Annotated in this window: 23 protein-coding genes and 2 pseudogenes; 19 read left to right on the top strand and 6 right to left on the bottom strand. The window is 74.3% G+C overall.

The window, feature by feature from the left end; genetic code table 11:
* Nucleotides 1-11: 11 nt before the first annotated feature.
* Together ASG41_RS23360 and ASG41_RS23355 are read left to right on the top strand one after the other, a co-directional pair.
* Entirely contained in the window at nucleotides 12-554 is a 543-nt protein-coding gene (locus ASG41_RS23360) for a hypothetical protein (RefSeq protein ID WP_056288067.1), read from the top strand.
* Entirely contained in the window at nucleotides 551-928 is a 378-nt protein-coding gene (locus ASG41_RS23355) for a DUF4267 domain-containing protein (protein WP_056288064.1), read from the top strand. Before ASG41_RS23360 ends, ASG41_RS23355 begins: the two co-directional genes overlap by 4 nt.
* 69 nt (nucleotides 929-997) lie before the next feature.
* Here the strand turns inward: ASG41_RS23355 and ASG41_RS25015 are convergent.
* Nucleotides 998-1288: pseudogene (locus ASG41_RS25015) on the bottom strand (peptidoglycan DD-metalloendopeptidase family protein); the annotation flags it as partial.
* 531 nt (nucleotides 1289-1819) lie between these two features.
* Between ASG41_RS25015 and rpsB the strand changes: the two are divergent.
* The 5 genes from rpsB (at nucleotide 1820) to ASG41_RS00185 (ending at nucleotide 6528) form a co-directional block, all read left to right on the top strand.
* Complete coding sequence (gene rpsB, locus ASG41_RS00205; RefSeq protein ID WP_056288060.1) at nucleotides 1820-2776, top strand: 30S ribosomal protein S2; 957 nt, start codon at nucleotides 1820-1822, stop codon at nucleotides 2774-2776.
* Between the two features lie 147 nt (nucleotides 2777-2923).
* A complete protein-coding gene (gene tsf, locus ASG41_RS00200) occupies nucleotides 2924-3739 on the top strand; it encodes a translation elongation factor Ts (protein WP_056288058.1) in 816 nt (271 codons plus the stop codon).
* 140 nt (nucleotides 3740-3879) lie between these two features.
* Nucleotides 3880-4647, top strand: coding sequence for a UMP kinase (gene pyrH, locus ASG41_RS00195; RefSeq protein ID WP_056288055.1), 768 nt, complete (start codon nucleotides 3880-3882; stop codon nucleotides 4645-4647).
* A gap of 89 nt (nucleotides 4648-4736) precedes the next feature.
* Nucleotides 4737-5294 carry a ribosome recycling factor gene (gene frr / locus ASG41_RS00190; RefSeq protein WP_056288050.1) on the top strand — a complete coding sequence of 186 codons (558 nt, stop codon included), beginning with the start codon at nucleotides 4737-4739 and terminating at the stop codon, nucleotides 5292-5294.
* A gap of 28 nt (nucleotides 5295-5322) precedes the next feature.
* Nucleotides 5323-6528: a phosphatidate cytidylyltransferase gene (locus ASG41_RS00185; RefSeq protein ID WP_082556425.1), complete on the top strand. Its 1206-nt coding sequence runs from the start codon at nucleotides 5323-5325 to the stop codon at nucleotides 6526-6528.
* Here ASG41_RS00185 and ASG41_RS00180 read toward each other — a convergent pair.
* A complete protein-coding gene (locus ASG41_RS00180) occupies nucleotides 6525-6860 on the bottom strand; it encodes a DUF952 domain-containing protein (RefSeq protein WP_056288047.1) in 336 nt (111 codons plus the stop codon). The genes ASG41_RS00185 and ASG41_RS00180 overlap by 4 nt on opposite strands.
* A gap of 60 nt (nucleotides 6861-6920) precedes the next feature.
* Between ASG41_RS00180 and ASG41_RS00175 the strand changes: the two genes are divergently transcribed.
* The 3 genes from ASG41_RS00175 to rlmN all read left to right on the top strand — a co-directional run bounded on the left by ASG41_RS00175 (nucleotide 6921) and on the right by rlmN (nucleotide 9773).
* Nucleotides 6921-7601, top strand: coding sequence for an RNA methyltransferase (locus ASG41_RS00175; protein WP_056288044.1), 681 nt, complete (start codon nucleotides 6921-6923; stop codon nucleotides 7599-7601).
* 81 nt (nucleotides 7602-7682) lie between these two features.
* Nucleotides 7683-8492, top strand: a complete 810-nt coding sequence (locus ASG41_RS00170) for a hypothetical protein (RefSeq protein ID WP_056288041.1) — start codon at nucleotides 7683-7685, stop codon at nucleotides 8490-8492.
* A gap of 75 nt (nucleotides 8493-8567) precedes the next feature.
* Entirely contained in the window at nucleotides 8568-9773 is a 1206-nt protein-coding gene (gene rlmN, locus ASG41_RS00165) for a 23S rRNA (adenine(2503)-C(2))-methyltransferase RlmN (protein WP_056288038.1), read from the top strand.
* Between the two features lie 95 nt (nucleotides 9774-9868).
* Here rlmN and ASG41_RS00160 read toward each other — a convergent pair whose 3' ends face one another.
* The gene (locus ASG41_RS00160; RefSeq protein WP_056288036.1) at nucleotides 9869-10186 is read right to left on the bottom strand and encodes a DUF2631 domain-containing protein; all 318 of its coding nucleotides are present in this window, start codon (nucleotides 10184-10186) and stop codon (nucleotides 9869-9871) included.
* A gap of 98 nt (nucleotides 10187-10284) precedes the next feature.
* Here ASG41_RS00160 and dxr point away from each other — a divergent pair, with 98 nt between their 5' ends.
* The 5 genes from dxr to ASG41_RS00135 all read left to right on the top strand — a co-directional run bounded on the left by dxr (nucleotide 10285) and on the right by ASG41_RS00135 (nucleotide 16920).
* On the top strand, nucleotides 10285-11481 hold the full coding sequence (dxr, locus tag ASG41_RS00155) for a 1-deoxy-D-xylulose-5-phosphate reductoisomerase (protein WP_056288033.1): 1197 nt from the start codon (nucleotides 10285-10287) through the stop codon (nucleotides 11479-11481).
* Nucleotide 11482: 1 nt separating this feature from the next.
* Nucleotides 11483-12874: an RIP metalloprotease gene (locus tag ASG41_RS00150; RefSeq protein ID WP_369799968.1), complete on the top strand. Its 1392-nt coding sequence runs from the start codon at nucleotides 11483-11485 to the stop codon at nucleotides 12872-12874.
* Nucleotides 12875-12889: 15 nt separating this feature from the next.
* Nucleotides 12890-14044 carry a flavodoxin-dependent (E)-4-hydroxy-3-methylbut-2-enyl-diphosphate synthase gene (gene ispG / locus ASG41_RS00145; protein WP_056288025.1) on the top strand — a complete coding sequence of 385 codons (1155 nt, stop codon included), beginning with the start codon at nucleotides 12890-12892 and terminating at the stop codon, nucleotides 14042-14044.
* A gap of 23 nt (nucleotides 14045-14067) precedes the next feature.
* Nucleotides 14068-14919, top strand: a complete 852-nt coding sequence (locus ASG41_RS00140) for a DUF4081 domain-containing GNAT family N-acetyltransferase (RefSeq protein WP_056288022.1) — start codon at nucleotides 14068-14070, stop codon at nucleotides 14917-14919.
* A 102-nt stretch (nucleotides 14920-15021) separates the two neighbouring features.
* Nucleotides 15022-16920 carry a penicillin-binding transpeptidase domain-containing protein gene (locus tag ASG41_RS00135; RefSeq protein WP_235564239.1) on the top strand — a complete coding sequence of 633 codons (1899 nt, stop codon included), beginning with the start codon at nucleotides 15022-15024 and terminating at the stop codon, nucleotides 16918-16920.
* Between the two features lie 6 nt (nucleotides 16921-16926).
* On the opposite strand, the gene ASG41_RS00130 is transcribed toward ASG41_RS00135, so the two are convergent.
* Genes ASG41_RS00130 through ASG41_RS00120 form a run of 3 tightly spaced genes read right to left on the bottom strand, consistent with a single transcriptional unit; the run spans nucleotide 16927 to nucleotide 19515 of the window.
* Complete coding sequence (locus tag ASG41_RS00130) at nucleotides 16927-18420, bottom strand: Nramp family divalent metal transporter (protein ID WP_235564236.1); 1494 nt, start codon at nucleotides 18418-18420, stop codon at nucleotides 16927-16929.
* A gap of 55 nt (nucleotides 18421-18475) precedes the next feature.
* The gene (locus ASG41_RS00125) at nucleotides 18476-18982 is read right to left on the bottom strand and encodes a ferritin-like domain-containing protein (protein WP_082556424.1); all 507 of its coding nucleotides are present in this window, start codon (nucleotides 18980-18982) and stop codon (nucleotides 18476-18478) included.
* Entirely contained in the window at nucleotides 18979-19515 is a 537-nt protein-coding gene (locus ASG41_RS00120) for a hypothetical protein (protein ID WP_056288015.1), read from the bottom strand. The genes ASG41_RS00125 and ASG41_RS00120 overlap by 4 nt, the downstream gene beginning before the upstream one ends.
* Before the next feature lie 250 nt (nucleotides 19516-19765).
* Between ASG41_RS00120 and rimP the strand changes: the two genes are divergently transcribed.
* The 4 genes and pseudogenes from rimP to ASG41_RS24405 all read left to right on the top strand — a co-directional run.
* A complete protein-coding gene (rimP, locus tag ASG41_RS00115; protein ID WP_200938662.1) occupies nucleotides 19766-20473 on the top strand; it encodes a ribosome maturation factor RimP in 708 nt (235 codons plus the stop codon).
* A complete protein-coding gene (gene nusA, locus ASG41_RS00110) occupies nucleotides 20470-21630 on the top strand; it encodes a transcription termination factor NusA (protein ID WP_056288013.1) in 1161 nt (386 codons plus the stop codon). The genes rimP and nusA overlap by 4 nt, the downstream gene beginning before the upstream one ends.
* Before the next feature lie 8 nt (nucleotides 21631-21638).
* On the top strand, nucleotides 21639-21920 hold the full coding sequence (locus tag ASG41_RS00105; RefSeq protein WP_082556421.1) for a YlxR family protein: 282 nt from the start codon (nucleotides 21639-21641) through the stop codon (nucleotides 21918-21920).
* Nucleotides 21921-22100: 180 nt separating this feature from the next.
* Nucleotides 22101-22244 (top strand): annotated as a pseudogene (locus ASG41_RS24405) (translation initiation factor IF-2 N-terminal domain-containing protein); the annotation flags it as partial.
* Nucleotides 22245-22386: the final 142 nt, after the last annotated feature.

The following is a 22386-nucleotide window of genomic DNA, read 5'->3' as shown; positions in this document are numbered from 1 at the left end:
CGCTGGGCCTGGTGCGCCGGCACGCAGGCGCGCTCTACACGGCGGCCCTCGTCGCGACGCTGGTCAACACGGTGCCCGACGTGCTGCGCCAGGTCCTGGTCTGGGACGTCCCCGGTCGGGGAGCGGCCCTCGCCGTGGACGTCGTCGGGGTGCTGACGGCGACCGTGGCCCAGCTGTGGGTGACCGGGGTGGCGGTCCGGGTGCTGGGGGTGGGTGGCGGCAGCCGGTGGTCGGGCGCCCTGGTCCGGGGGACCCGTGCGGGGTGGGACGCCGTCCGGCGGGCGCCGGGGACGGTGCTGGCCGGTGTGCTGGCCGGCGGTGCGGTCTCCGCGCTGCTGACCGTGCCGGCCTCGGTGGCCGCGCTCGGGGTCGGCCGGGTGCTGGGGCCGCTGGAGGCACCCTCGGTGGGTGCCTTCTCCGTCGCGGCGGTGAGCGACGTGGCCGCCAGCGCGGTGACGTTGCCGTTCCTGGCCGTCGTGCTGGTGCTCGCCGCCGGGCGGGGCCCCGCCTCGGCAGTTGGAGCCCCCGGCGACCGGGGAAGGGCCCCGGCATGACCGACCCCTGGGTGACCACCCGCCTGTCCATCGGTTCGCTGTCGATGTGGTTGGGCACCGTCGCGCTGTTCGCCCCTCGCCGGATGGCCCGCCTGCTCGGCGTGGACGCCCGGGCCACCCACGAGGACCGCGCTCTGCCCCTGCTCGTCCGGCTGGTCGCCGCGCGCAACATCGCGATGGGTGCGGCGTTGCTGGTCAGCCCCCCGCCGCAGGCGCAGCGCACCACCGAGGTGACGCTGCTGCTCACCGGCGTCGACGCGGCCGCCGTGCTCGTCGCCACCCGGGGCGGGGACACGAGGACGCGCAGCGCCGTGCTGTCCCTGCTGGTCCTGGCCACCTCGGCGGCCGGCTTCGCGCACTGGCACCGCGACTGACCGTCCCGGGCCCTCCCACGGGAGGAGCCGGACCCTCGGGGGCACCAGCAGCATCACCGGGTCCAGGTACACCTCGCCCCGCCGGAGGCCCCAGTGCAGGCAGGCCGCGGCCGGGCAGCCCTCGTGACCGGCCACCAGGGTGCCCAGCGGCGAGCCGCGGACGACGGTCTGGCCCGCCGAGACGAGCGGGGTGACCGGTTCGTAGGTGGTACGCAGCCCGCCGGGGTGGTCCACGCTGACGACCGGCCGACCGGCGACCATCCCGGCGAAGGCCACGGTGCCGGCGCCGGCGGCCAGCACGGACGCCCCGTCGGCACCACCGAGGTCGGCACCGCGGTGGCCCGGGCCGTAGCGCGTCACCGACGGGTCGAAGGCCCGCACCACCGGCGGGGTGCCGCTCAGCGGCCATCCGTACAGCCCGGCCGGCGCCGGGACGACGGCGGGGCCGGCACGGGCGGGTCCCGGTGACCCGGGACCCACCAGGAGGACGGCCAGCAGCGTCAGGGCGAGCAGCGACACCGGTCGGCCGACCGCGGTCCGTGGGGGGAGGAGCGGGTCGGGGGACACCCCGGCAGCCTCGCCCGCCCCCGGTCGCCGGGACGCCGAGCGTCGAACCTGTGGACGGCGGGTCGGCCTGTGGAGGACCGGCGGGGAGCGCGACCTCCGAGGGCGTATGCTGAGGGACGCGACCGGTCTCCGGACCGGTCGACTTCGCGCGTCCCCATCCCACCGCCACGCGGTGGGGCGGTCGTCACCTCGGTCCCGTTCGTCGGGGGAGTGGCCCGCCGGGACGCCAGGGCGGTGCACCACGAGGTGCCCGCGTCAACCGAGAGTGCGGTCGACCGGCCGGAGGGCCGGGGGCTGCGCACGCACACAGAGAGGCGGCGCCCCGTGGCAGTCGTCACCATGAAGAACCTGCTCGACAGCGGGGTCCACTTCGGGCACCAGACCCGTCGCTGGAACCCGAAGATGAAGCGCTTCATCTTCACCGAGCGCAACGGCATCTACATCATCGACATCCAGCAGACGCTGGGTTACATCGACCAGGCCTACGAGTTCGTGAAGCAGACCGTCGCCCACGGCGGTTCGATCATGTTCATCGGGACCAAGCGCCAGGCGCAGGAGGTCATCGCCGAGCAGGCGACCCGCGTCGGCATGCCCTACGTGAACCAGCGCTGGCTGGGCGGCATGCTCACCAACTTCCAGACCGTCTACAAGCGGCTCGAGCGCCTCAAGGAGCTCGAGGACCTGGAGCAGACCGGTTCGCTGGTCAGCCTCTCCAAGAAGGAGCAGCTGCTCCTCTCGCGTGAGAAGGCCAAGCTCGAGCGCTCGCTCGGCGGCATCCGGGACATGAAGAAGGTCCCGAGCGCGGTCTGGGTCGTCGACACCAAGAAGGAGCACATCGCCGTCGGCGAGGCCCGCAAGCTGGGCATCCCCGTCGTCGCGATCCTCGACACCAACTGCGACCCCGACGAGGTCGACTACAAGATCCCGGGCAACGACGACGCCATCCGCAGCGCCGCCCTGCTCACCCGGGTCATCGCCGACGCCGTCGCCGAGGGCCTGATGGCCCGTTCGGCCGCACAGGCCAACGCAGGTCGTGGCGAGGACGCCCAGGCGGGCACCCCCGCGGCCGAGCCGCTGGCCGACTGGGAGAAGGAGCTGCTGACCGGCGGTCAGGGCGCCGACGCCGCTGCCCCGGCCGACAGCTCGGTCCCGGCCGACGCTGCCGCACCGGCTGCCGACGCCCCCGCTGCCGACGCCGTCGTCACCCCCTCCGAGCAGGCCCCCAACGCGGGCGAGCCCGCCGCCGAGGCCACCGCGGAGTCCGGCACCACCCAGGCGTGACACGACGGCGCCGTCCCCCTGTCCATCACCGGACCGGGGGGCGGCGCCGCCGCACGTCCCCAGCACCCCCGAAGGGCCCCGGCCCCGCGCGCTCGCCGCGCCGGACGGACGGGGCCGCCCCCAGCACCGCACAGAAGAGGAAGTGACATGGCTGCTGTCACAGCGACCGACGTCAAGCGTCTGCGCGACGCCACCGGCGCCGGCATGATGGACTGCAAGAAGGCCCTGACGGAGTCCGACGGCGACTACGACAAGGCCATCGAGATCCTGCGCGTCAAGGGCGCCAAGGACGTCGGCAAGCGCCTGGAGCGCTCGACGACCAACGGCCTCGTCGTCACCCGCGACGGCGCGCTGCTCGAGCTCGACTGCGAGACCGACTTCGTCGCCAAGAACACCGACTTCGCCGCGCTGGCCGAGCGACTGCTCGACATCGCGCTGCAGAGCAAGCCGGCGGATGCCGCCGCGCTGCTGGCCACCGAGGTCGACGGCCAGACGGTCGAGAAGCTGGTCGAGGGCGAGTCCGCCCGGATCGGCGAGAAGCTCGTGCTCTCGCGCTTCGTCGTCTTCGAGGGCCCGACCGCGGTCTACCTGCACAAGCGGGCCACCGACCTGCCCCCGGCCATCGGTGTCGCGGTGCAGTACTCGGCCGGCACCGAGGAGGCCGCCCGGTCGCTGGCGATGCACATCGCCGCCGCCCGCCCGCGCTTCCTCACCCGCGACGAGGTCCCGGCCGAGACGGTCGAGACCGAGCGTCGCGTCGCCGAGCAGACCGCGAAGGAGGAGGGCAAGCCCGAGCAGGCGATCGTCAAGATCGTCGAGGGTCGGGTCAACGCCTACTACAAGGACTTCGTCCTCCTGGAGCAGCCCTCCATCACCGAGCCCAAGCGCACGGTGAAGCAGGTCATCGACGAGGCCGGTCTGACCGTCGACCGGTTCGCCCGGTTCGAGGTCGGCCAGGCCTGAGCCACACCCGGACGCAGCCACCGGCCCCGCCCCTGCCCAGGGACGGGGCCGGTGGTCTGTCCGGCACCACCGGCCGCACCGGCACCGAGCCGTGCGGCAGGATCGTCCAGAACCCCACGGCACCACAGACGAGGACCCCCGTGACCCAGACCCCGCCCCTCTCGGCGCCCACCGCCTTCCGTGCCGCCGACGTCGGGGGCTACGACCGGGTGCTGCTCAAGCTCTCCGGTGAGGCCTTCGGGGGTGGCAAGGTCGGGGTGGACCCGGTGATCATCCGGGACATCGCCGAGCAGCTGGCCGTCGTGGTCGCCCGGGGGACCCAGGTGGCCATCGTGGTCGGCGGCGGGAACTTCTTCCGGGGTGCCGAGCTCTCCCAGGCCGGGATGGACCGGGGGCACGCCGACTACATGGGCATGCTCGGCACGGTCATGAACTGCCTGGCCCTGCAGGACTTCTGCGAGAAGGCCGGCATCGAGACCCGGGTGCAGACCGCGATCACCATGGGCCAGGTCGCCGAGCCCTACATCCCGCGCAAGGCGATGCGGCACCTGGAGAAGGGGCGGCTGGTCATCTTCGGGGCCGGGGCCGGGATGCCGTACTTCTCCACCGACACCGTTGCCGCCCAGCGCGCCCTGGAGATCGAGTGCCAGGTGCTGCTGATGGGCAAGAACGGCGTCGACGGCGTCTACGACGCCGACCCGCGGACGACCCCCTCCGCCACGATGTACACCGACCTGGACTACGCGAAGGTGCTCACCGACCAGCTCGCCGTCGCCGACGCCACCGCGATCAGCCTGTGCATGGACAACCGCATGCCCATCGTGGTCTTCAACCTGCTCCGCGACGGCAACATCGCCCGTGCGGTGGCGGGTGAGAAGATCGGCACGCTGATCAGTCGTCCCGCCTGACCCGGAGCGTTCCGGGGTAGGACGTCCCGCACGCTGACCACCCGCTCGTACCACCGGGCCGGCCCGCCGGCCCCCAGGAGGAGAACACCGTGATCGACGACACCCTGCTCGACGCCGAGGAGCGGATGGACAAGGCCCTGTCGGTCGCCCGCGAGGACCTCGGATCGGTGCGCACCGGGCGCGCCGCCCCGTCGATGTTCAACCGGATCGCCGTGGACTACTACGGCGCGATGACCCCGGTGCCGCAGATGGCCTCCATCACCATCCCCGAGGCGCGGATGGCCGTCATCAAGCCCTACGACGCAGGCCAGCTGCAGGCCATCGAGAAGGCCGTGCGCAACTCCGACCTCGGGGTGAACCCGACCAACGACGGGCAGCTGATCCGGGTCGTGTTCCCGCAGCTGACCGAGGAGCGTCGCCGGGACCTGGTCAAGCAGGCCCGCAGCAAGGGCGAGGACGCCAAGGTCGCCATCCGCAACGTCCGTCGCCGGGCCAAGGAGGAGCTGGACCGGATAAACAAGGACGGCGAGGCCGGCGAGGACGAGGTCCGTCGCGCGGAGAAGGAGCTCGACGACCTGACCGCCCAGCACGTCGCGGGCATCGACGAGGCCATGAAGAACAAAGAGACCGAGCTGCTCGACGTCTGAGTCGACCCACCCCGAGGGACGCGCCACCATGCCTGCCAGCCCGCCCGACCCGCTCGACCCCGGCCCGGGGAGTCCTGCGCGCCGGGGGGCGGGCAGCGGTCGCCGGGCGGGCTACGCCGAGCCCGGGGACACCGGCCCCATGCCGCTGATCGCCCTGCAGGAGGTCGACCGCGTGACCGACGGCCCAGGCCGCGAGCCCGACCCCGCACCGGGCGACCGGGGGCACGGCGCCGACGGCGGCCTCCCGGCACCGGGTCCCGGGGACGAGCCGGTGGCCCGGACCGGGGACCTCCCCGAGGTGCCGCCCCCGGCCACCCCGGTCACCGACGACGTCGACGAGCCGCCGCTGACCGCGCTGCCCGGCGCGCTCGGCGCGGAGGCCACCGGTGCCGCCCCGCGGGACACGCCCTCGGGTGCCCCGCGCGCCGGCCGGGCCGGTCGCGACATGGCCTCGGCCGTCGGCGTGGGTCTGGGCCTGGGCGCCGTGGTGCTGGCCACCCTGTTCCTCTACCGGCCGGCGTTCCTGGTCGTCATCGCGCTGGCGGTGGTCGTCAGCGTCACCGAGCTGACCCGGGCCCTGGACGCCGGTGGGCACCGCCCGCCGCTGCCGCCGGTGCTGGTCGGGGGCCTGCTGATGATCGGGCTGGCCTGGACCCGTGGGCCCTCCGGGCTGGTCGTCGGCTTCCTGCTCACCGCCCTCGCGGTGCTGCTGTGGCGGCTGGGTGACGGCCCGAGCGGCTACCTGCGCGACGCGTCCGCGGCGGTGTTCGTGGCGCTCTACGTGCCGTTGCTGGCCGGGTTCGCGGTGCTGCTGCTGGTGCCCGAGGACGGCGTCGCCCGGGTGCTGGCCTTCATCGTCACCGTCGTCTGCAGCGACGTCGGCGGGTTCGCCGCGGGCGTGCTGTTCGGCAAGCACCCGATGGCGCCCTCGGTCAGCCCGAAGAAGTCCTGGGAGGGGCTGGCCGGGTCGGTCGCGGCCTGCGTGCTGGCCGGTGTGCTGCTGGTGACGCTGACCTTCCACGGTCCCTGGTGGGGTGGCGTCGTCTTCGGTGTGGCCATGGCCCTGACGGCCACCCTGGGCGACCTGGGGGAGTCCCTGCTCAAGCGCGACCTGGGCATCAAGGACATGGGCACCCTGTTGCCCGGGCACGGCGGCCTGATGGACCGGATGGACTCCCTGCTGCCGGCCGCGGTGGTGTCCTACCTGCTGCTGACCGCGATCGTCCCGGCCTAGTCCAGGGCCGGCAGGTCCTGTGGCCCCCGCGGTCGGGGCCACGGCACGACGGTCGTCACCGCCGACACGGGCAGCGGTCCGTACAGGTGCGGGAACACCATGCTGGCCGGGTCACCGGGCACGCCGGGCTCCCACCGGACCGGAGCCCCGAGCCGGTCGGGGTCCAGGACCAGCAGCAGCAGGTCGTCGGTGTGGTCGAAGAGCCGCTGGGCCGGCAGGTGCACCTGCTCGGGGGTCGACAGGTGCACGAAGCCGACGGCGGGCAGCGGGTGCACGGCACCGGCGGCCTGCGCGGCGGACCAGTCGGACGGGGTGGCGAGGTGGAGCAGCACGGTCCGTGTCTACCCCCACCTGTCCACCCCGCGCCTGTCCACCCGTGCCAGGCTGGTGGCGTGGAGGCTGACCCGGCGGACCGACCGCTCGACGAGGCCGCGGGACCCACCGAGTGGGGCACCTCGGTCGGGGTCGGGCCGTGGGTGGGTCCCTGGCCCGAGGACCCGCGCTACGACCGTGAGCTGCTGGCTGCGGGTGACCGGCGCAACGTGGTGGACCGCTACCGGTACTGGTCGATGGCGGCGGTCGTGGCCGACCTGGACACCCGGCGGCACCCCTTCCACGTCGCCATCGAGAACTTCGGGCACGACCTCAACATCGGGACCGTCGTCCGGACCGCGAACGCCTTCCTGGCCGCCGAGGTGCACGTGGTCGGCCGACGGCGCTGGAACCGCCGGGGTGCCATGGTCACCGACCGCTACCAGCACCTGCGCCACCACGCGGACGTCGGCGGGCTGCTGGCCTTCGCCGCCGGGGCCGGCCTGACGGTCGTCGCGGTGGACAACGGACCCGGGGCGGTGCCCCTGGAGACGGTGGACCTGCCCGAGCGGTGCGTGCTCGTCTTCGGCGAGGAGGGCCCCGGGCTCACGGCGCAGGCGCGGGACGGCGCTGACCTGACGGTGTCCATCAGCCAGTACGGGTCGACCCGCTCGCTGAACGCCGGTGTCGCTGCGGGCATCGCGATGCACGGCTGGGTGCGTCGGCACGCCACCCCGGTCGGACCGGCGGGCGAGAGCTGACAGGCGCGGCGTCCGGGGCTCGGCAACCCGTCCCCGCCCGGCCTGCCGGTGTCGCCGGCCCCCGCTGGGCACCATGGCCCGGTGCGCTGCCGGGTCCGGCGCCCGCCGCCCACCGCGACCCCCGAGGAGGCCGCCGTGGACGTCCGCGAGGAGACCGGCTGGGACGCCTCCTGGCTCCCGGAGTGGGTCAGCGGCGACGAGCCGGCCCGCGCCGTCCGCGCGCCGGAGGTGCCACCGAGGACCCCGGTGACCGGTCGGGTGCTCGCCGCGTTGCTCGCGGCCGGCGTCGTCGTCCTGGGTGCGCTGCTCGCCTCCACCGGGCCGGGTGCCCCGGGCCCGGCGACGGCGTCGGCCTCGATCGGCACCCCGGCCGCCGTCGACTCCCCGCCCGCGGTCGTCCCGCTGGCCACCGGCGTCCCGACGACGGCGCCCCCCTCAGCCGTGGGGACGGCGGCCGTGCAGAGCCCGGTCGACGAGGCGCCGCCGCGGACCGCCGGCACGGGCCCGGGGCGGGTGTCCCCGCTGCCCGGCACCCCGCCGACGCCGCCCCCACCGACAGCCGGTCCTGCCGTGCTGCCTCCGGCGGCCACCCCCGCGCCGACAGCGGGGGACCCCGCGGCGACCGGCAGCGCAGCGCCGGTGGCCACCGCGGAGGTGGGTGCCCTGGCGGTCGGCACCGTCCCGGTGTCCGGGGCCACGCCGTCGCCGACGGAGGCGCTCGACACCGGGCCGACGCCGACCCCGCCGGCACCGCTGCCGACGGACACCCCGACGACCCCCTCGACGTCGGTGACCCCGGTGGACCCCACGACCCCCACGACGCCGACGACCCCGACGTCGCCGTCCGCCCCCACCCCGGGGCCGGATCCGGAGACCCCGGCCGGCGCCTGAACCGCCCGTCCGGGAGGGATCTCACCCCCGCAGGTCAGCCACCGGGGGCCCGGGGGTGGGACAGTGGTGGATGCCATGACTGTTGAGCCCTCGACCGCACCCGTGTCCCTGCCCCTGGTCTTCGACGCCCCGCGCCGCGCCACCAAGCCGCCGCGCCACCTCGCCGACCTGACCCGTGAGCAGGCGCGTGAGGCCGTCTCCGAGCTGGGGCACCCCGCGTTCCGCGCCGACCAGCTGGCCCGGCACTACTACGGCGGTGTCACCGACACCGCGGCGATGACCGACCTGCCGGCCGCCGCGCGCGCCGACCTGGCCGACGCCCTGCTGCCCGGCCTGCTCACGGTCGTCCGGCACCAGAGCGCCGACGGCGGGCGCACCCGCAAGACCCTGTGGCGCCTGCACGACGGTGCGCTCGTGGAGAGCGTGCTGATGCGCTACCCCGGCCGGGCGACCGTGTGCATCTCCAGCCAGGCCGGCTGCGGCATGGCCTGCCCGTTCTGCGCGACCGGCCAGGGTGGGCTGACCCGCAACCTGTCGGCGGCGGAGATCATCGGCCAGGCGGTCGCCGCGGCGGCGTCCATGGCGGCGGGGGAGATCCCCGGTGGGCCGGGCCGGCTGTCCAACGTGGTCTTCATGGGCATGGGGGAGCCGTTGGCCAACTACGCCCGGGTCCGCAAGACCCTCGACGCGCTGCTGACCCCATCGCCGTACGGCCTGGGGCTGGGCCAGCGCTCGGTCACCGTGTCCACGGTCGGGCTGGTGCCGGCGATCAACCGGCTGACCGAGGAGGGCCTCAACGTCACCCTGGCGGTCAGCCTGCACGCCCCCGACGACGAGCTGCGCAACACCCTGGTCCCGGTCAACACCCGGTGGAACGTCACCGAGGTGCTGGAGGCGGCCGACGCGTACGCCCGCCGGACGGGCCGCCGGTACTCGATCGAGTACGCGCTCATCCGCGACGTCAACGACCAGCCCTTCCGCGCGGACCTGCTCGGTCAGCGGCTGGCCAAGCGGCTGGCGCACGTGAACCTGATCCCGCTGAACCCGACCCCGGGCAGCAAGTGGGATGCCAGCCCGCTTCCCGCCCAGCGCGAGTTCGTGGACCGGCTGCGGGCCCACGGCGTGGCGACGACGGTCCGCGACACCCGGGGTCAGGACATCGACGGCGCCTGCGGTCAGCTGGCCGCCGCCGACCTCGCGGAGTCCGCGGGCATCCCGTCGGTGGCGCTGCCCCAGCCGCAGCTCGAGGACACCGTGGAGCTGGGCGCCGAGCAGGACTGACCGCCCCCCGGCACGACGGCACGAGGCCGGTCTCCCCGCAGGGAGACCGGCCTCGTCGCTGCTGGGCTACCGGCCCGTGGGCGCAGCCGCGGGGACTACTCCGAGCGCCAGGCGTTCTTCCGGCGACGCCAGTCCCACACCAGGATCACCAGCAGGATGACGACGAGGGCGTTGAGCCAGATGTTCTCGACGTTGCCCTCGTGGTTGGTGAACTGCATGGAGAACAGCACCAGCGCGGCGATGACGACGCCGATGCGGCCCTTCTTGCCGGTGGTGCCGTGCCAGCCCCAGTCCTCCGGGCGGTCGGTGTCGTGCACCGGCTCGCTGCCGGCCCGCACGATCGCCTCCTCGCGGTTGGACTGGGCGACGACGGTCGCGCTGGTCTGCTGGCCGAGGTGGTCGCGTCCGCTCACCCCTCCATCATGGCAGGCCCGCCCCTGCCCCACACGCCCGCGCCACGGGTCGGCGAGGATGGCGTCGTGAGGACCAGCCGCACGACGAGGCCGACGACGTGAGCACCCCCCGCACGGTCACCCTGCTGGGGTCGACCGGGTCGATCGGCACCCAGGCCATCGAGGTGGCGCGGGCCAACCCCGACCGGTTGCGCGTCACCGGCCTGGCGGCCGGCGGCTCCGACGTCGCCCTGCTGGCCGAGCAGGCGCTGACCCTGCAGGTCGACACCGTCGCCGTGGCCCGCGCGACCGCGGCGCAGGACCTGCAGCTGGCCTTCTACGCCGCCGCGCAGCAGCGCGGCTGGTCGCAGGGCCAGTACCGGCTGCCGGAGATCCTGGCCGGGCCGCGGGCCGCCGAGGAGCTGGCCGCCCGGCCGGCCGACGTCGTCCTCAACGGGATCAGCGGTTCGATCGGGCTGGGACCGACCCTGGCGGCGCTGGGCGCCGGGCGCACCGTGGCGCTGGCCAACAAGGAGTCCCTGGTCGCCGGAGGTGCGCTGGTCACCGCCGCCGCCGCGCCGGGCCAGCTGGTCCCCGTCGACTCCGAGCACTCGGCGCTCGCGCAGTGCCTGCGCGGTGGTGCCCGGGGGGAGGTGGCCCGGATGGTGCTGACCGCCAGCGGCGGGCCCTTCCGGGGGCGCAGCGCCGGTGAGCTGGCCGGGGTCACCGTCGAGCAGGCCCTCGCACACCCCACCTGGGCCATGGGTCCCGTCGTCACGGTCAACAGCGCGACCCTGGTCAACAAGGGCCTGGAGCTCATCGAGGCGCACCTGCTCTTCGACGTGCCGTACGCCGACGTCGACGTCGTGGTCCACCCGCAGTCGATCGTGCACTCGATGGTCACGTTCGCCGACGGCGCGACCATCGCGCAGGCCAGCCCGCCGGACATGCGGCTGCCCATCGCCCTCGCCCTGGCGTGGCCCGACCGGCTGCCGCACGTGCAGCCCGCGCTGGACTGGTCCACGGCCTCGGCCTGGGAGTTCGCCCCGCTGGACGAGGAGGCGTTCCCCGCGGTGCGGCTGGCCCGGGCCGCGGGAGAGGCCGGCGGCGTCGTCCCGGCGGTGTTCAACGCGGCCAACGAGGAGGCGGTCGCGGCGTTCCTGGCGGGTCGGCTGTCGTTCCCAGGGATCGTCCAGACCATCGCGCGTACCCTCGACGAGGCGCCGGACCTCGGCGTACCCACCTGCGTCGACGACGTGCTGGCCGCGGAGACCTGGGCCCGGGAGCACGCGCGCGGCGCGATCGCCGGAGGCTGAGCTGAGCGGGATCCTGCTGACCGTCCTGGGGATCGTCGCGTTCTTCGTCGGACTGCTGGCCTCGATCGGCTTCCACGAGTTCGGGCACTTCTTCTGGGCCCGCAAGTTCGGCATGCGCGTGCCGCAGTTCATGGTCGGCTTCGGGCCGACGGTGTTCTCCCGCCGCCGCGGGGAGACCGAGTACGGCATCAAGGCCATCCCGCTGGGCGGCTACATCCGCATCGTCGGGATGATCCCGCCGGCCGAGGCCAACGAGAGCAAGCGCGCCACCCGGATGCGCAGCTTCATCGCCGAGGTCCGCGGTGCCGCTCTCAACGACGTGCTGCCCACCGACGGCGGGCGGGTGTTCTACGCCAAGCCGTGGTGGCAGCGGGTGATCGTGATGGCCGCCGGGCCGCTGAACAACCTCGTGCTGGCGCTGGTGTTCTTCACCCTGACGCTCACCGCCCTGGGCACCAACGTGATCACCACCCAGTTGGAGAGCGTCCCGGCCTGCGTGCTGCCGGCCAATGCCGAGACCGCGACCCTGGACCCCGAGGAGACCGACCCCTGCTCGGTCCCGATCGTCACCTCGGGTGCGGACGCCGGCCGGGTGTGCGAAGAGGGCAGTGCTGACTGCGCCCTGCCGCTGGCCAGCCCGGCGGCCGAGGCGGGCCTGCGGCCGGGGGACACGATCGTGGCCATCGACGGCCAGACCGTGGAGCCCACCGGCTGGGACAGCTGGACCACCGTCCAGCAGGCCATCCGCAGCCACCCCGACCAGGCGCTGTCGCTGACCATCGAGCGCGACGGGGACCGGCAGGACCTCACGGTCACCCCGATCCCGAACACCGTCTACGAGGACCAGACCGCCGAGGACGTCATCACCGCCGGTTACCTGGGTGTGAGCCCGGTCTACGGCTTCGCCCGGCAGTCGATCACCGAGCTGCCCGGGTACTTCGCCAACACCGTGAGCCAGTCCGTGGAGCGCCTGCTGGGCATCCCCGAGCGGGTCCCGGCGCTGTTCGGGGCCGCCTTCCTGGGTGACGAGCGGGACGAGAACGGCCCCATCGGCATCGTCGGGGTCGGTCGGATCTCCGGTGAGGTGTTCGCCCTCACCGACTTCAGCGGGCTGGAGAAGCTGAGCTTCTTCCTCTCCCTGCTGGCCAGCGTCAACCTGGTGCTCTTCCTGTTCAACCTGCTGCCGATCTACCCGCTGGACGGCGGGCACGTCGCCGGCGCGCTCTACGAGAAGGCCCGCTCCAGCGTCGCCCGCCTCCGCGGGCGGCCCGACCCGGGGCCCTTCGACATCGCCAGGTTGATGCCGGTGGCCTACGTCGTCGCCGGCCTGTTCATCGTGTTGTCCGGGCTGCTGCTCGTCGCCGACATCGTCAACCCCATCACGCTGCAGTAAGAGGACACTGGACCCGTGACCGTCGCTCTCGGCATGCCCATGCCGCCGCCGCCCGTGCTCGCCCCCCGCCGCAAGACCCGCCAGCTGCAGGTCGGCACCGTCGGTGTCGGCAGTGACTCCCCGGTCAGCGTGCAGTCGATGTGCACCACCAAGACCGCCGACATCAACGCCACGCTGCAGCAGATCGCTGAGCTCACCGCATCGGGTTGCCAGATCGTGCGGGTCGCCGTCCCGGACACCGACGACGCCGAGGCGCTCAAGGCGATCGCGACCAAGTCGCAGATCCCGGTGATCGCCGACATCCACTTCCAGCCGCGCTACGTGTTCGCCGCGATCGAGGCCGGCTGTGCCGCGGTCCGGGTCAACCCGGGCAACATCAAGAAGTTCGACGACAAGGTCGGCGACATCGCCAAGGCGGCCAAGGAGCACGGCACCCCGATCCGCATCGGCGTCAACGCCGGCTCGCTGGACAAGCGACTGCTGGCCAAGTACGGCAAGGCCACCCCCGAGGCGCTGGTCGAGTCCGCGCTGTGGGAGTGCTCGCTGTTCGAGGAGCACGACTTCCGCGACATCAAGATCTCGGTGAAGCACAACGACCCGGTGGTCATGGTCCGCGCCTACGAGCTGCTGGCCGAGCAGTGCGACTACCCGCTGCACCTGGGCGTCACCGAAGCCGGCCCGCAGTTCCAGGGGACCATCAAGTCCGCCGTGGCCTTCGGCGCGCTGCTCTCCCGCGGCATCGGTGACACGATCCGGGTCTCCCTGTCGGCCCCGCCGGTCGAGGAGGTCAAGGTCGGCCTGCAGATCCTGGAGTCGCTGAACCTCAAGCAGCGCGGCCTGGAGATCGTGTCCTGCCCCTCCTGCGGGCGTGCCCAGGTCGACGTCTACAAGCTGGCCGACGAGGTCACCGCGGGCCTGGAGGGCATGGAGATCCCGCTGCGCGTCGCCGTCATGGGCTGCGTCGTCAACGGGCCGGGGGAGGCCCGCGAAGCCGACCTCGGGGTCGCCTCGGGCAACGGCAAGGGCCAGATCTTCGTCAAGGGCGAGGTGGTCAAGACCGTGCCGGAGTCGATGATCGTGGAGACCCTCATCGAGGAGGCCTTCAAGATCGCCGAGCAGCAGGCCGACGACGGGGTGGCCTCCGGGGCGCCCGTCGTCAGCGTCTCCTGATCCGTCTCCTCCCGACTCCGGCCGTGCTGCGCGCGCTCCCCGCCCGGGTGCTGGACGCCTCGGACGAGCCCGCGGTGCGGGCACTGCTGGACACCGACCCGGTCGCGGCGTGCATGCTCGCCGGGCGCATCGAGACCCACGGGGTCGCCGTCGCCACCCTCGGGGCCCCGCTGTGGGGGCTGGGCACCGGGGGGCGGCTGGACGCCGTCTGCCTGGCCGGGGCGAACCTGATCCCCTTCGCCCGGGCCGGTGCCGAGGCCGAGGCCGCCCGCGCCTTCGCCGACCGCGCTCGGCGTGGGGGACGGCGGTGCTCGACGATCGTCGGGCCGGCGGCCTCGGTGGCGCCGCTGTGGGAACGCCTGCGCCCGCACTGGGGCCCGGCCCGCGACGAGCGGGTCAACCAGCCGCTGCTGGCCATCGACGGGCCTCCGTCGGTGCCGGCCGAGCCGAGGGTGCAGCCGGTCCGGCTCGCCCAGCTGGAGACCCTGCTGCCCGCGGCGATCGCGATGTTCACCGAGGAGGTGGGCGTCAGCCCGCTGCGGGTGGACGGCGGGGCCGGCTACCGGGCCCGGGTGACCGAGCTGGTCCGGGCCGGCCAGTCGCTGGCCTGGATCGAGCACGGCGAGGTGGTCTTCAAGGCCGAGGTCGGCGCCGTGTCCCGGGCCGCCTGTCAGGTGCAGGGCGTCTGGGTCGCACCCCGCCACCGGGGCCGCGGCATCGGCCAGGCGGGGACGGCGGCCGTGGTCGAGTACGCCCGGCGGGCCATCGCCCCCGTGGTCAGCCTCTACGTCAACGACTTCAACACCGCGGCCCGGGCGGCCTACGCCCGGGTCGGGTTCCGCGACGTCGGCACGTACGCCTCGATCCTCTTCTGAGCTGCGGGGTCCACCCCCTGTCGTGCCCCGTGTCCGCCCTGGACCGTCGGGGGCGTCTGCCAGGGTGGGGGTGTGCGCAGACGACGGGGAACGGTCCTGCTGGTGACGACGGCCCTGCTGGGTGGCCCGGTGCTGGCGGCCTGCACGTCCTCGGCTGACCCGGCGGACGGGGCCCGGGACGCCGCACAGGCGTTCCTGGAGGACTGGAGCGGGGGCGACCTGGCCGCCGCGGCCGGCGGGACCACGGACGCCGCGGCCACCACGACGCTGCTGGAGCAGACCGCCACCGACCTGCCCGAGGCGACCCTGGCCGCGGAACTGGGCGACGTCGAGGTCACCGCCTCCGACGAGGCCGCGGCCACCGCCGGGTGGACCGCGACCTGGGACCTGGCCGCGGCCCCGGACTGGACCTACACCGCCACCCTGGACCTCCGCCGTTCCGGCGAGGGGGACGACGCGAGCTGGCAGGTGGTCGCGGCACCCACGGTCGTGCACCCCGAGCTCGCCACGGGACAGCACCTGCAGCTGACCCGGGCGCTCCCCGAGCGCGCCGCGATCACCGACGCGGCCGGCGCCCCGCTGTTCACCGAGACCGAGGTCGTGGACGTCGGGGTGGACACCGCCCAGGTGACCGACCTGGCGGCCCTGGCCGCCGGGCTGTCCGCGGCCACCGGGGTGTCGGCCGAGGAGATCACCGCTGACGTGCAGGCCGCGCCCAGCGGCCAGTTCGTCCCGGTCATCACCCTGCGCCGTCCCGACTTCGAGGCGGTCCGGGCCCAGGTCTTCGACCTGCCCGGGGCGGTGTTCCCCACCAGCACCCGGTTGCTGGCACCCACCGCGCGTTTCGGTGCCGCTCTGCTGGGTCGGGTGGGTGACGGCACCGCGGAGGTCCTCGAGGAGACCACCGAGGAGGACGGCCGGCCGCTGTACGCCGCCGGCGACCGACTGGGGCTGTCGGGCCTGCAGCGCGCCTACCAGCAGCAGCTGACCGGGACGGCGGGCTTCACCGTCGCCGTCATCAGCCTGGACGAGAGCACCGGGGACACCGGTTCGGTCGTCGGCTCGGTCGACCCGGTGCCCGGCACCCCCGTGCAGACCCCGCTGGTGCCCGCCGTGCAGAGCGCGGCCGACGCCGCCGTCGCCGGCCAGTCACTGGCCACCCACCTGGTCGTCGTCCGGCCCGGCACCGGGGAGGTGCTGGCGGTCAGCTCCAACGAGGCGGCCAACGCCGCCAACGCGCTCACCGGGCAGTTCCCGCCCGGGTCGAGCATGAAGACCATCACCGCCACCGCGCTGCTGTCGGCGGGCACGCTCACCCCGGACACCGCCGTGCCCTGCCCGGGCACCACCGTCGTCGACGGGCGGGAGTTCGAGAACGAGGACCAGTTCGACCTGGGCACGGTGCCCTTCACGCAGGCCTTCGCCCAGTCCTGCAACACGACCTTCATCGAGCAGGGGCTGACGCTGCCCGACGACGGGCTGTCCGCGGCCGCGGCGTCCTACGGCGTGGGCACCGAGTGGCAGCTGCCGGTCGGGGTCTTCTCCGGCACGGTCCCGGCCACCAGCACCGGGACGACCAAGGCCGCCGACGCCATCGGCCAGGGCCAGGTCCTGATGAGCCCCGCGCAGATGGCGCTCGTCGCCGCCGGCATCGCCAGCGGCACCCCGGCCGCGCCGGTCGAGGTGGTCGGCGCCGAGCCCGCCGGTGCGGCGCCCGCGGGCCCCGGGCAGGCGGTGCTCGACCAGCTCCGGCCGATGATGCGCGAGGTGGTGCTGTCCGGTACAGCCACTGCACTGACGGGCCGGGGCGAGGTCTACGGCAAGACCGGGACCGCCGAGTTCGGCACCGCCGTCCCGCCGGACTCGCACGGCTGGTTCGTCGGGTACCAGCTCGGCGGCCCGCAGGGCGACCTCGCCTTCGCGGTCCTGGTGGAGGCCGGCCAGTCCAGCAGCGTCGCGGTCGGCGTCGCCGACGCCTTCCTGGCCGGCCTCGGCCAGTGAGGTCCCTCAGCCGCCGGGGTTGAGCACCTGGTTGCCGATGATCACCGCGGAGATCCCGCCGAACACCAGCATCGCGACCACCATGACGACCAGCCGGTAGCCGCGGACCCGGATGGCCTGGGGCAGGGCGGTCCGGTTGAGCCGGATGAGCAGGATCGAGTAGACGAACATCATGAAGCCGCCGACCACGGAGCTGATCACCAGCAGCACCAGTGGCTGGTCGAACCCGGACAGCAGGACGACGGCGCCCACCACCAGCAGGCCCCAGACGACCGTCGAGTAGATGCGGCTCTCGCTCCAGCGCTCCGAGCCGGCCAGGTAGGTCACCTTGACGGTGTCGGCGACCAGTCGGGCGGTGTAGTCGCAGATGCCCAGCGCGGCCGCGTAGAGCGACACGGCCCCGATCCACCAGAAGAACGTGCCGAACCAGCTGCCCACCGTGTCGGCCAGCACCTGGCCCTCGGTCTGCAGGAAGCTGATGTCGTTGCCGGGGGTGTCGGCACCGAAGACGGTGGCGTAGGCGATGACGGACGTGGCCGAGATGGTGAGCCAGGTGAGGAACCAGAAGCTGACCATCTGCTCGGTGTTGGCGACCCGCCACCAGCCCTTCCACCGGCGCAGGTTGTCCGGGGTGGGCGGGAAGAGGAACCCGGTGGAGGGCTCGGCCTGGTCCTCCCCGGTCACCGGGGACACCAGCCGCGGGATGCGGGCACCCATGCCGAAGCCCTTGTCCCTGATCCAGTTGCTCTGCACCAGGTTCTGCCCGCCGCCACCGCCGGCGAAGGCCAGCGCACCCAGCACCAGGGCCAGGCCGAGCTGGCTGGGCACCGAGCCGAAGTCGGTCACCACCCGGCGGGTCTCGGCGACGTCGTCCGCGCCGACGACGGCGACGAAGGCGATGACGATGAACGCCAGCACCGCGCCCACCTTGACGAACTCGATGCGCTCGACTGCGGTGTAGACCACCGGGGACAGGGTCAGCACCAGCCCGATCGAGCCGAGCATCAGCAGCGCGATGAGGGTGACGTCACCGCCGCCGACGGCGTAGGTCAGCACGGTGGCCGAGCTGGTCGCCCACCCGGGCCACAGGTTGGCCAGGATCGTCAACAGCCCGAAGACCAGGCCCCAGTGCCGCCACAGCCGGGAGAACCCGGTGAGCGCGGTCTCCCCGGTGGCCAGGGTGTAGCGCTCGATCTCCATGTTGATGAACAGCTGCAGGGTGACCCCCACGAACGCCGCCCACAGGAACGACAGCCCCACCTCGCTGGCGATGTAGGGGTAGAGCACGAACTCACCCGACGCCAGCCCGATCCCGGCACCGATGACGCCGGGACCCAGCACCTTGCGCAGCGGCCGGGGCTCGGGCAGGTCGGCGGTGCCGGGCATCGGCAGCCGGCCACCGGCGGTGGGGAAGGTGCGCCCGGGTTCCTGCGCGGCCAGCGGGTCGGCGGCGGACTCGGCGGGTGGGTCGGCGGGACCGACGTCGTCTCGTGCGGACATGCAGCCGATCCTGGACGGCGCACAGCCCTCTCGCAGGTCGTGGCCCGCGGGTGCCTCAGGCGGGCAGGCCGGGGGTGGCCGCGGTGACCGGGCTCAGCCCTGCGCGGGCCCGCCAGGTGACGGCGCGCACCTCGGCGGCCGAGGCCTCGACGACCGCCAGCTCACGGGTGGTGCGCTGCGCGGCCTGGTCGAGCACCCAGACCCAGGCGGCGGTCGTGCCCTCCTCCAGCACGGCGGCCAGTCGGCAGGCGTCGACCTCGGAGAGCAGCGGGAAGGGCAGCGCGTAGGCCGGTCGCGCCGCGACGGGCTCGGCCCCCCGGTCCAGCAGGAGGGCGCCGACCCGGTCCCGCAGGTCCCGGTGCGCCTCCTGCGCCGCGACGACCTCGCCCCGGGTCCCCGGGGTGAGCGCCGCGCCGACCGTGCCGTAGCCCCAGACCGCGGCGTGCTCGGCGGCCAGGGCGTCCTGCAGTGCCGCGTCCTCGGCCCGCGCGGACCCGGCCTCGGCGGAGGTCGTGGGGGAGGTCGTGGCCGGTGTGCCCGTCGAGTCGCCGGGGCCCGTCACGTCAGCTGTCCGTCCTGGCCGCGCAGGCCCGCGGCGATGCTCCCGAGCAGGGCCGCCCGGGCACCGCTGAAGCCCACGCACGCAGTGGCGTGCGAGGTGGCTGCGGTGGCGACCTGGGTGCGCAGCGTCGCCCGGGCGGCCACCGCGTCCCCGGCAACGGCTGCCGGAGCCGGGGACGGCCCTGACGACGGCCCTGACGACGCCCCTGGAGACGGGGCCCCGGACGGCGGGGATCCCGACGCCGAGGGCGCGGCCGCCCGGAGCCGGGTCAGCTGCGCGCGGGCCTGGTCGGCCAGAGCGGCGACCTCGGGGGCCGAGACCAGGGCGACCTCGTAGGCCGCGACCAGCTCCTCCTGCACCGCGACCTGGCCGGCCAGCTGGTCGACCTGGGCCGGGGTGACGGCGTCGGCACCGGCCGGCTCGTCGGCCGAACAGCCGACGGCGAGCAGCACCGGAGCCACCCCGAGCGCGGTCAGCACGGTGCGCCGGGTGAGGGCACCGGCGGGGCGGGGGAGGGGGGCCGGCGCGGACATCGGGCCCATCCTGGCAGCCCACCGCCCTGCGGGCGTGGCGGTGGGCACGTCCGGCGGGGCGCCGTCGTCCCCCTGCGGGCGGTACCGTGGGCCCCTCCGGTGCGGCGAGTCCCCTCCCGCCACCCGTCCGCCGCGGCCGCGCCGCCGTCGCGACGGGCGCCACGGCCGGCGCACGGCCGTGTCCGACCCGGCCGCCGACCGCCACCCGTCCCACCGCACCACCACCGACCGCAGCCCGAGGAGGCACCAGGTGTCCAGCACAGGACCGCGTACCGGCCCGGCCGCGACCGACCGGCTCACCGGCTGGTTCACCCCCGTCGTGCACGCCGCCGGGTACGACCTCGAGGAGCTCGTCGTCCGGGCCGCGGGCAACCGCTCCGTCGTCCGGGTCGTCGTCGACCGGGACAGCGGGGTCAGCCTGGACGACGTCGCCGAGGTCAGCCGCGCGCTGTCCGACGTGCTCGACACCGAGGACGACGACCCGGACACCACGCCCTACGTCCTGGAGGTCACCAGCCCCGGGGTCGACCGCCCGCTGACTCTGCCGCGGCACTGGCGGCGCAACGTGGGGCGCCTGGTCACCGCGACCGTGGGCGGCGCCGACCTGATCGGCCGGGTGCTCTCCGTCGACGAGGACGGCGTCACCCTGGCCGTGGAGAAGGGCGGGGCCAAGAAGGGCCAGGTCCGCAAGGCCGCCGGCGACCGGACGCTGACCTGGGCCGAGGTCGGCGAGGGCCGGGTGCAGGTGGAGTTCAACCGCCCCGAGGGCCACCGGGACGCGGGCCTGGTGCCCGAGTTCCCCGAGGACGACACCGACGACGACTCCGAGCTCACCGCCGACGACGTCGACGACGAGCTCGACGGCACCGACGCGATCGAGCCCGACCAGCACGAGGACGACCAGCACGAGGACGGCCAGGCCACCCCGGCCGGCGTCCAGGACAGAGGAGACCAGTGAACATCGACGTGACCGCCCTCAAGGCGGTCGAGCGGGAGAAGGGCATCCCCGCCGACACGGTGCTCCAGGCCATCGAGAGCGCCCTGGTCACCGCCTACCGGCACGCCGACGGCGCCGCCAAGCACGTCCGCGTGCAGATCGACCGCAAGAGCGGCGAGGTCGCCGTGCTGGCCCAGGAGCTGGGCGAGGACGGCGAGGTCGTGCACGAGTACGACGACACCCCCACCGACTTCGGCCGGATCGCGGCCAGCACCGCCAAGCAGGTCATCGTGCAGCGGCTGCGCGACGCCGAGCACGAGCAGACGTTCGGTGAGTACATCGGCAAGGAGGGCGACGTCGTCGGCGGCGTCGTCCAGGCCCACGAACGCCGCAACAGCGAGGGCACCGTGCTGCTGGACATCGGCAAGGTCGAGGCGAACCTGCCCCCGGCCGAGCAGGTCCCCGGCGAGGAGTACCCGCACGGCAGCCGGCTGAAGGCCTACGTGGTGTCGGTCGCCCGCACCTTCCGCGGCCCGCAGGTCACCGTCTCGCGTTCGCACCCCAACCTGGTGCGCAAGCTCTTCGCCCTCGAGGTCCCCGAGATCGCCGACGGCAGCGTGGAGATCGTCGCCGTGGCCCGCGAGGCCGGTCACCGCTCCAAGATCGCCGTCCGCACCTCGGTGCCCGGGCTGAACGCCAAGGGCTCCTGCATCGGCCCGATGGGCCAGCGGGTGCGCAACGTGATGAGCGAGCTGCACGGCGAGAAGATCGACATCGTCGACTGGTCGGACGACGAGGCCACGTTCGTGGCGTCGGCCCTCTCCCCGGCGCGGGTCACCAGCGCGCGCGTCGTGGACCCCGCCGCCCGCGCCGTCCGGGTCGTCGTGCCGGACTACCAGCTGTCGCTGGCCATCGGCAAGGAGGGCCAGAACGCCCGCTTGGCCGCCCGGCTCACCGGCTGCCGCATCGACATCCGCAGCGACGCCCAGCCCGAGTCCGAGGACACCGTCTCCCCGGGCGTCGGTCGCGCGCCGCTGCGCTCGGCCCCCCGTCCGGCCGGCGAGACCGGCGGCCTGCCCGGTCGCGGCGGGCCCGGCGCCCCCCGCGGGGGACCCGCCCGGGGTGGTCAGCGCCCCGTCGTCCGTCGCCCGGAACACCGCGGGCCCTCGGCGCGCTAGACTCTGCGATGGCCGAAACGCCGATCCCGGTCCGCACCTGTGTGGGGTGCCGGCGACGCGCTCCGGTCACGGACCTGCTGCGCGTCGTCGTGCGGGAGTCCCGGCTCACGCCGGACCCCGCTCGCCGGCTCCCGGGCCGGGGTGCCTCCGTGCACCCCACCCCCGAGTGCCTGCGTGCCGCGGACCGTCGTCGGGCCTTCCCGCGCGCACTGCGACGCAGCGCTCCGCTGGAGACCGACCTGCTCGAGAGCCACGTCCAGGCGCTGTCACCCGACAGCGCCAGGGCATGAGCCGCACCGGAGCAGACCAGCACCACCGTCGGACCGACACCCGGTCGGTCCGCTCGTCGAGAGCAGGACGTCCTCGGATGACCCACCCGTGAAGTCGCACCTGTGACTGAGCAGAAGACAATGCACAACTGATACCGAGGTCGAGCGGGCCAGCCGCCGGCCTCACCACTGAGGAGACCCGTGCCAGGCAAAGCCCGCGTCCACGAGCTCGCTAAAGAGCTCGGTGTCGACAGCAAGGCCGTACTCGCCAAGCTCAAGGAGCAGGGCGAGTTCGTGAAGTCCGCATCGTCCACCGTCGAGGCCCCCGTGGCCCGCCGCCTGCGTGAGGCCTACGGGTCCACCGGCAGCGGCAGCGGTGCCCCGACGCCCGGCCCGCGCCCCGGGCCCCGTCCGGCCGCGCCTGCCCCGCAGGCCCCGGCCGCCAGCGCCCCGGCGTCGACGCCCACCCCGAGCCCCTCGGTGCAGT

Source organism: Modestobacter sp. Leaf380, assembly GCF_001424485.1.
Classification (GTDB): Bacteria; Actinomycetota; Actinomycetes; order Mycobacteriales; family Geodermatophilaceae; genus Klenkia.
Note: the sequence above shows the minus strand (reverse complement) of the source record. Positions and strands in the feature narration are given on the sequence as shown.

Excerpts from the sequence above, each read along its gene's own strand:
- ASG41_RS23355 (WP_056288064.1), top strand. The coding sequence starts at position 551 with ATGACCGACCCCTGGGTGACCACCCGCCTGTCCATCGGTTCGCTGTCG.
- tsf (WP_056288058.1), top strand. The coding sequence starts at position 2,924 with ATGGCTGCTGTCACAGCGACCGACGTCAAGCGTCTGCGCGACGCCACC.
- ASG41_RS00185 (WP_082556425.1), top strand. The coding sequence starts at position 5,323 with ATGCCTGCCAGCCCGCCCGACCCGCTCGACCCCGGCCCGGGGAGTCCT.
- rlmN (WP_056288038.1), top strand. The coding sequence starts at position 8,568 with ATGACTGTTGAGCCCTCGACCGCACCCGTGTCCCTGCCCCTGGTCTTC.
- ASG41_RS00130 (WP_235564236.1), bottom strand. The coding sequence starts at position 18,420 with ATGTCCGCACGAGACGACGTCGGTCCCGCCGACCCACCCGCCGAGTCC.
- ASG41_RS00120 (WP_056288015.1), bottom strand. The coding sequence starts at position 19,515 with ATGTCCGCGCCGGCCCCCCTCCCCCGCCCCGCCGGTGCCCTCACCCGG.
- ASG41_RS00105 (WP_082556421.1), top strand. The coding sequence starts at position 21,639 with ATGGCCGAAACGCCGATCCCGGTCCGCACCTGTGTGGGGTGCCGGCGA.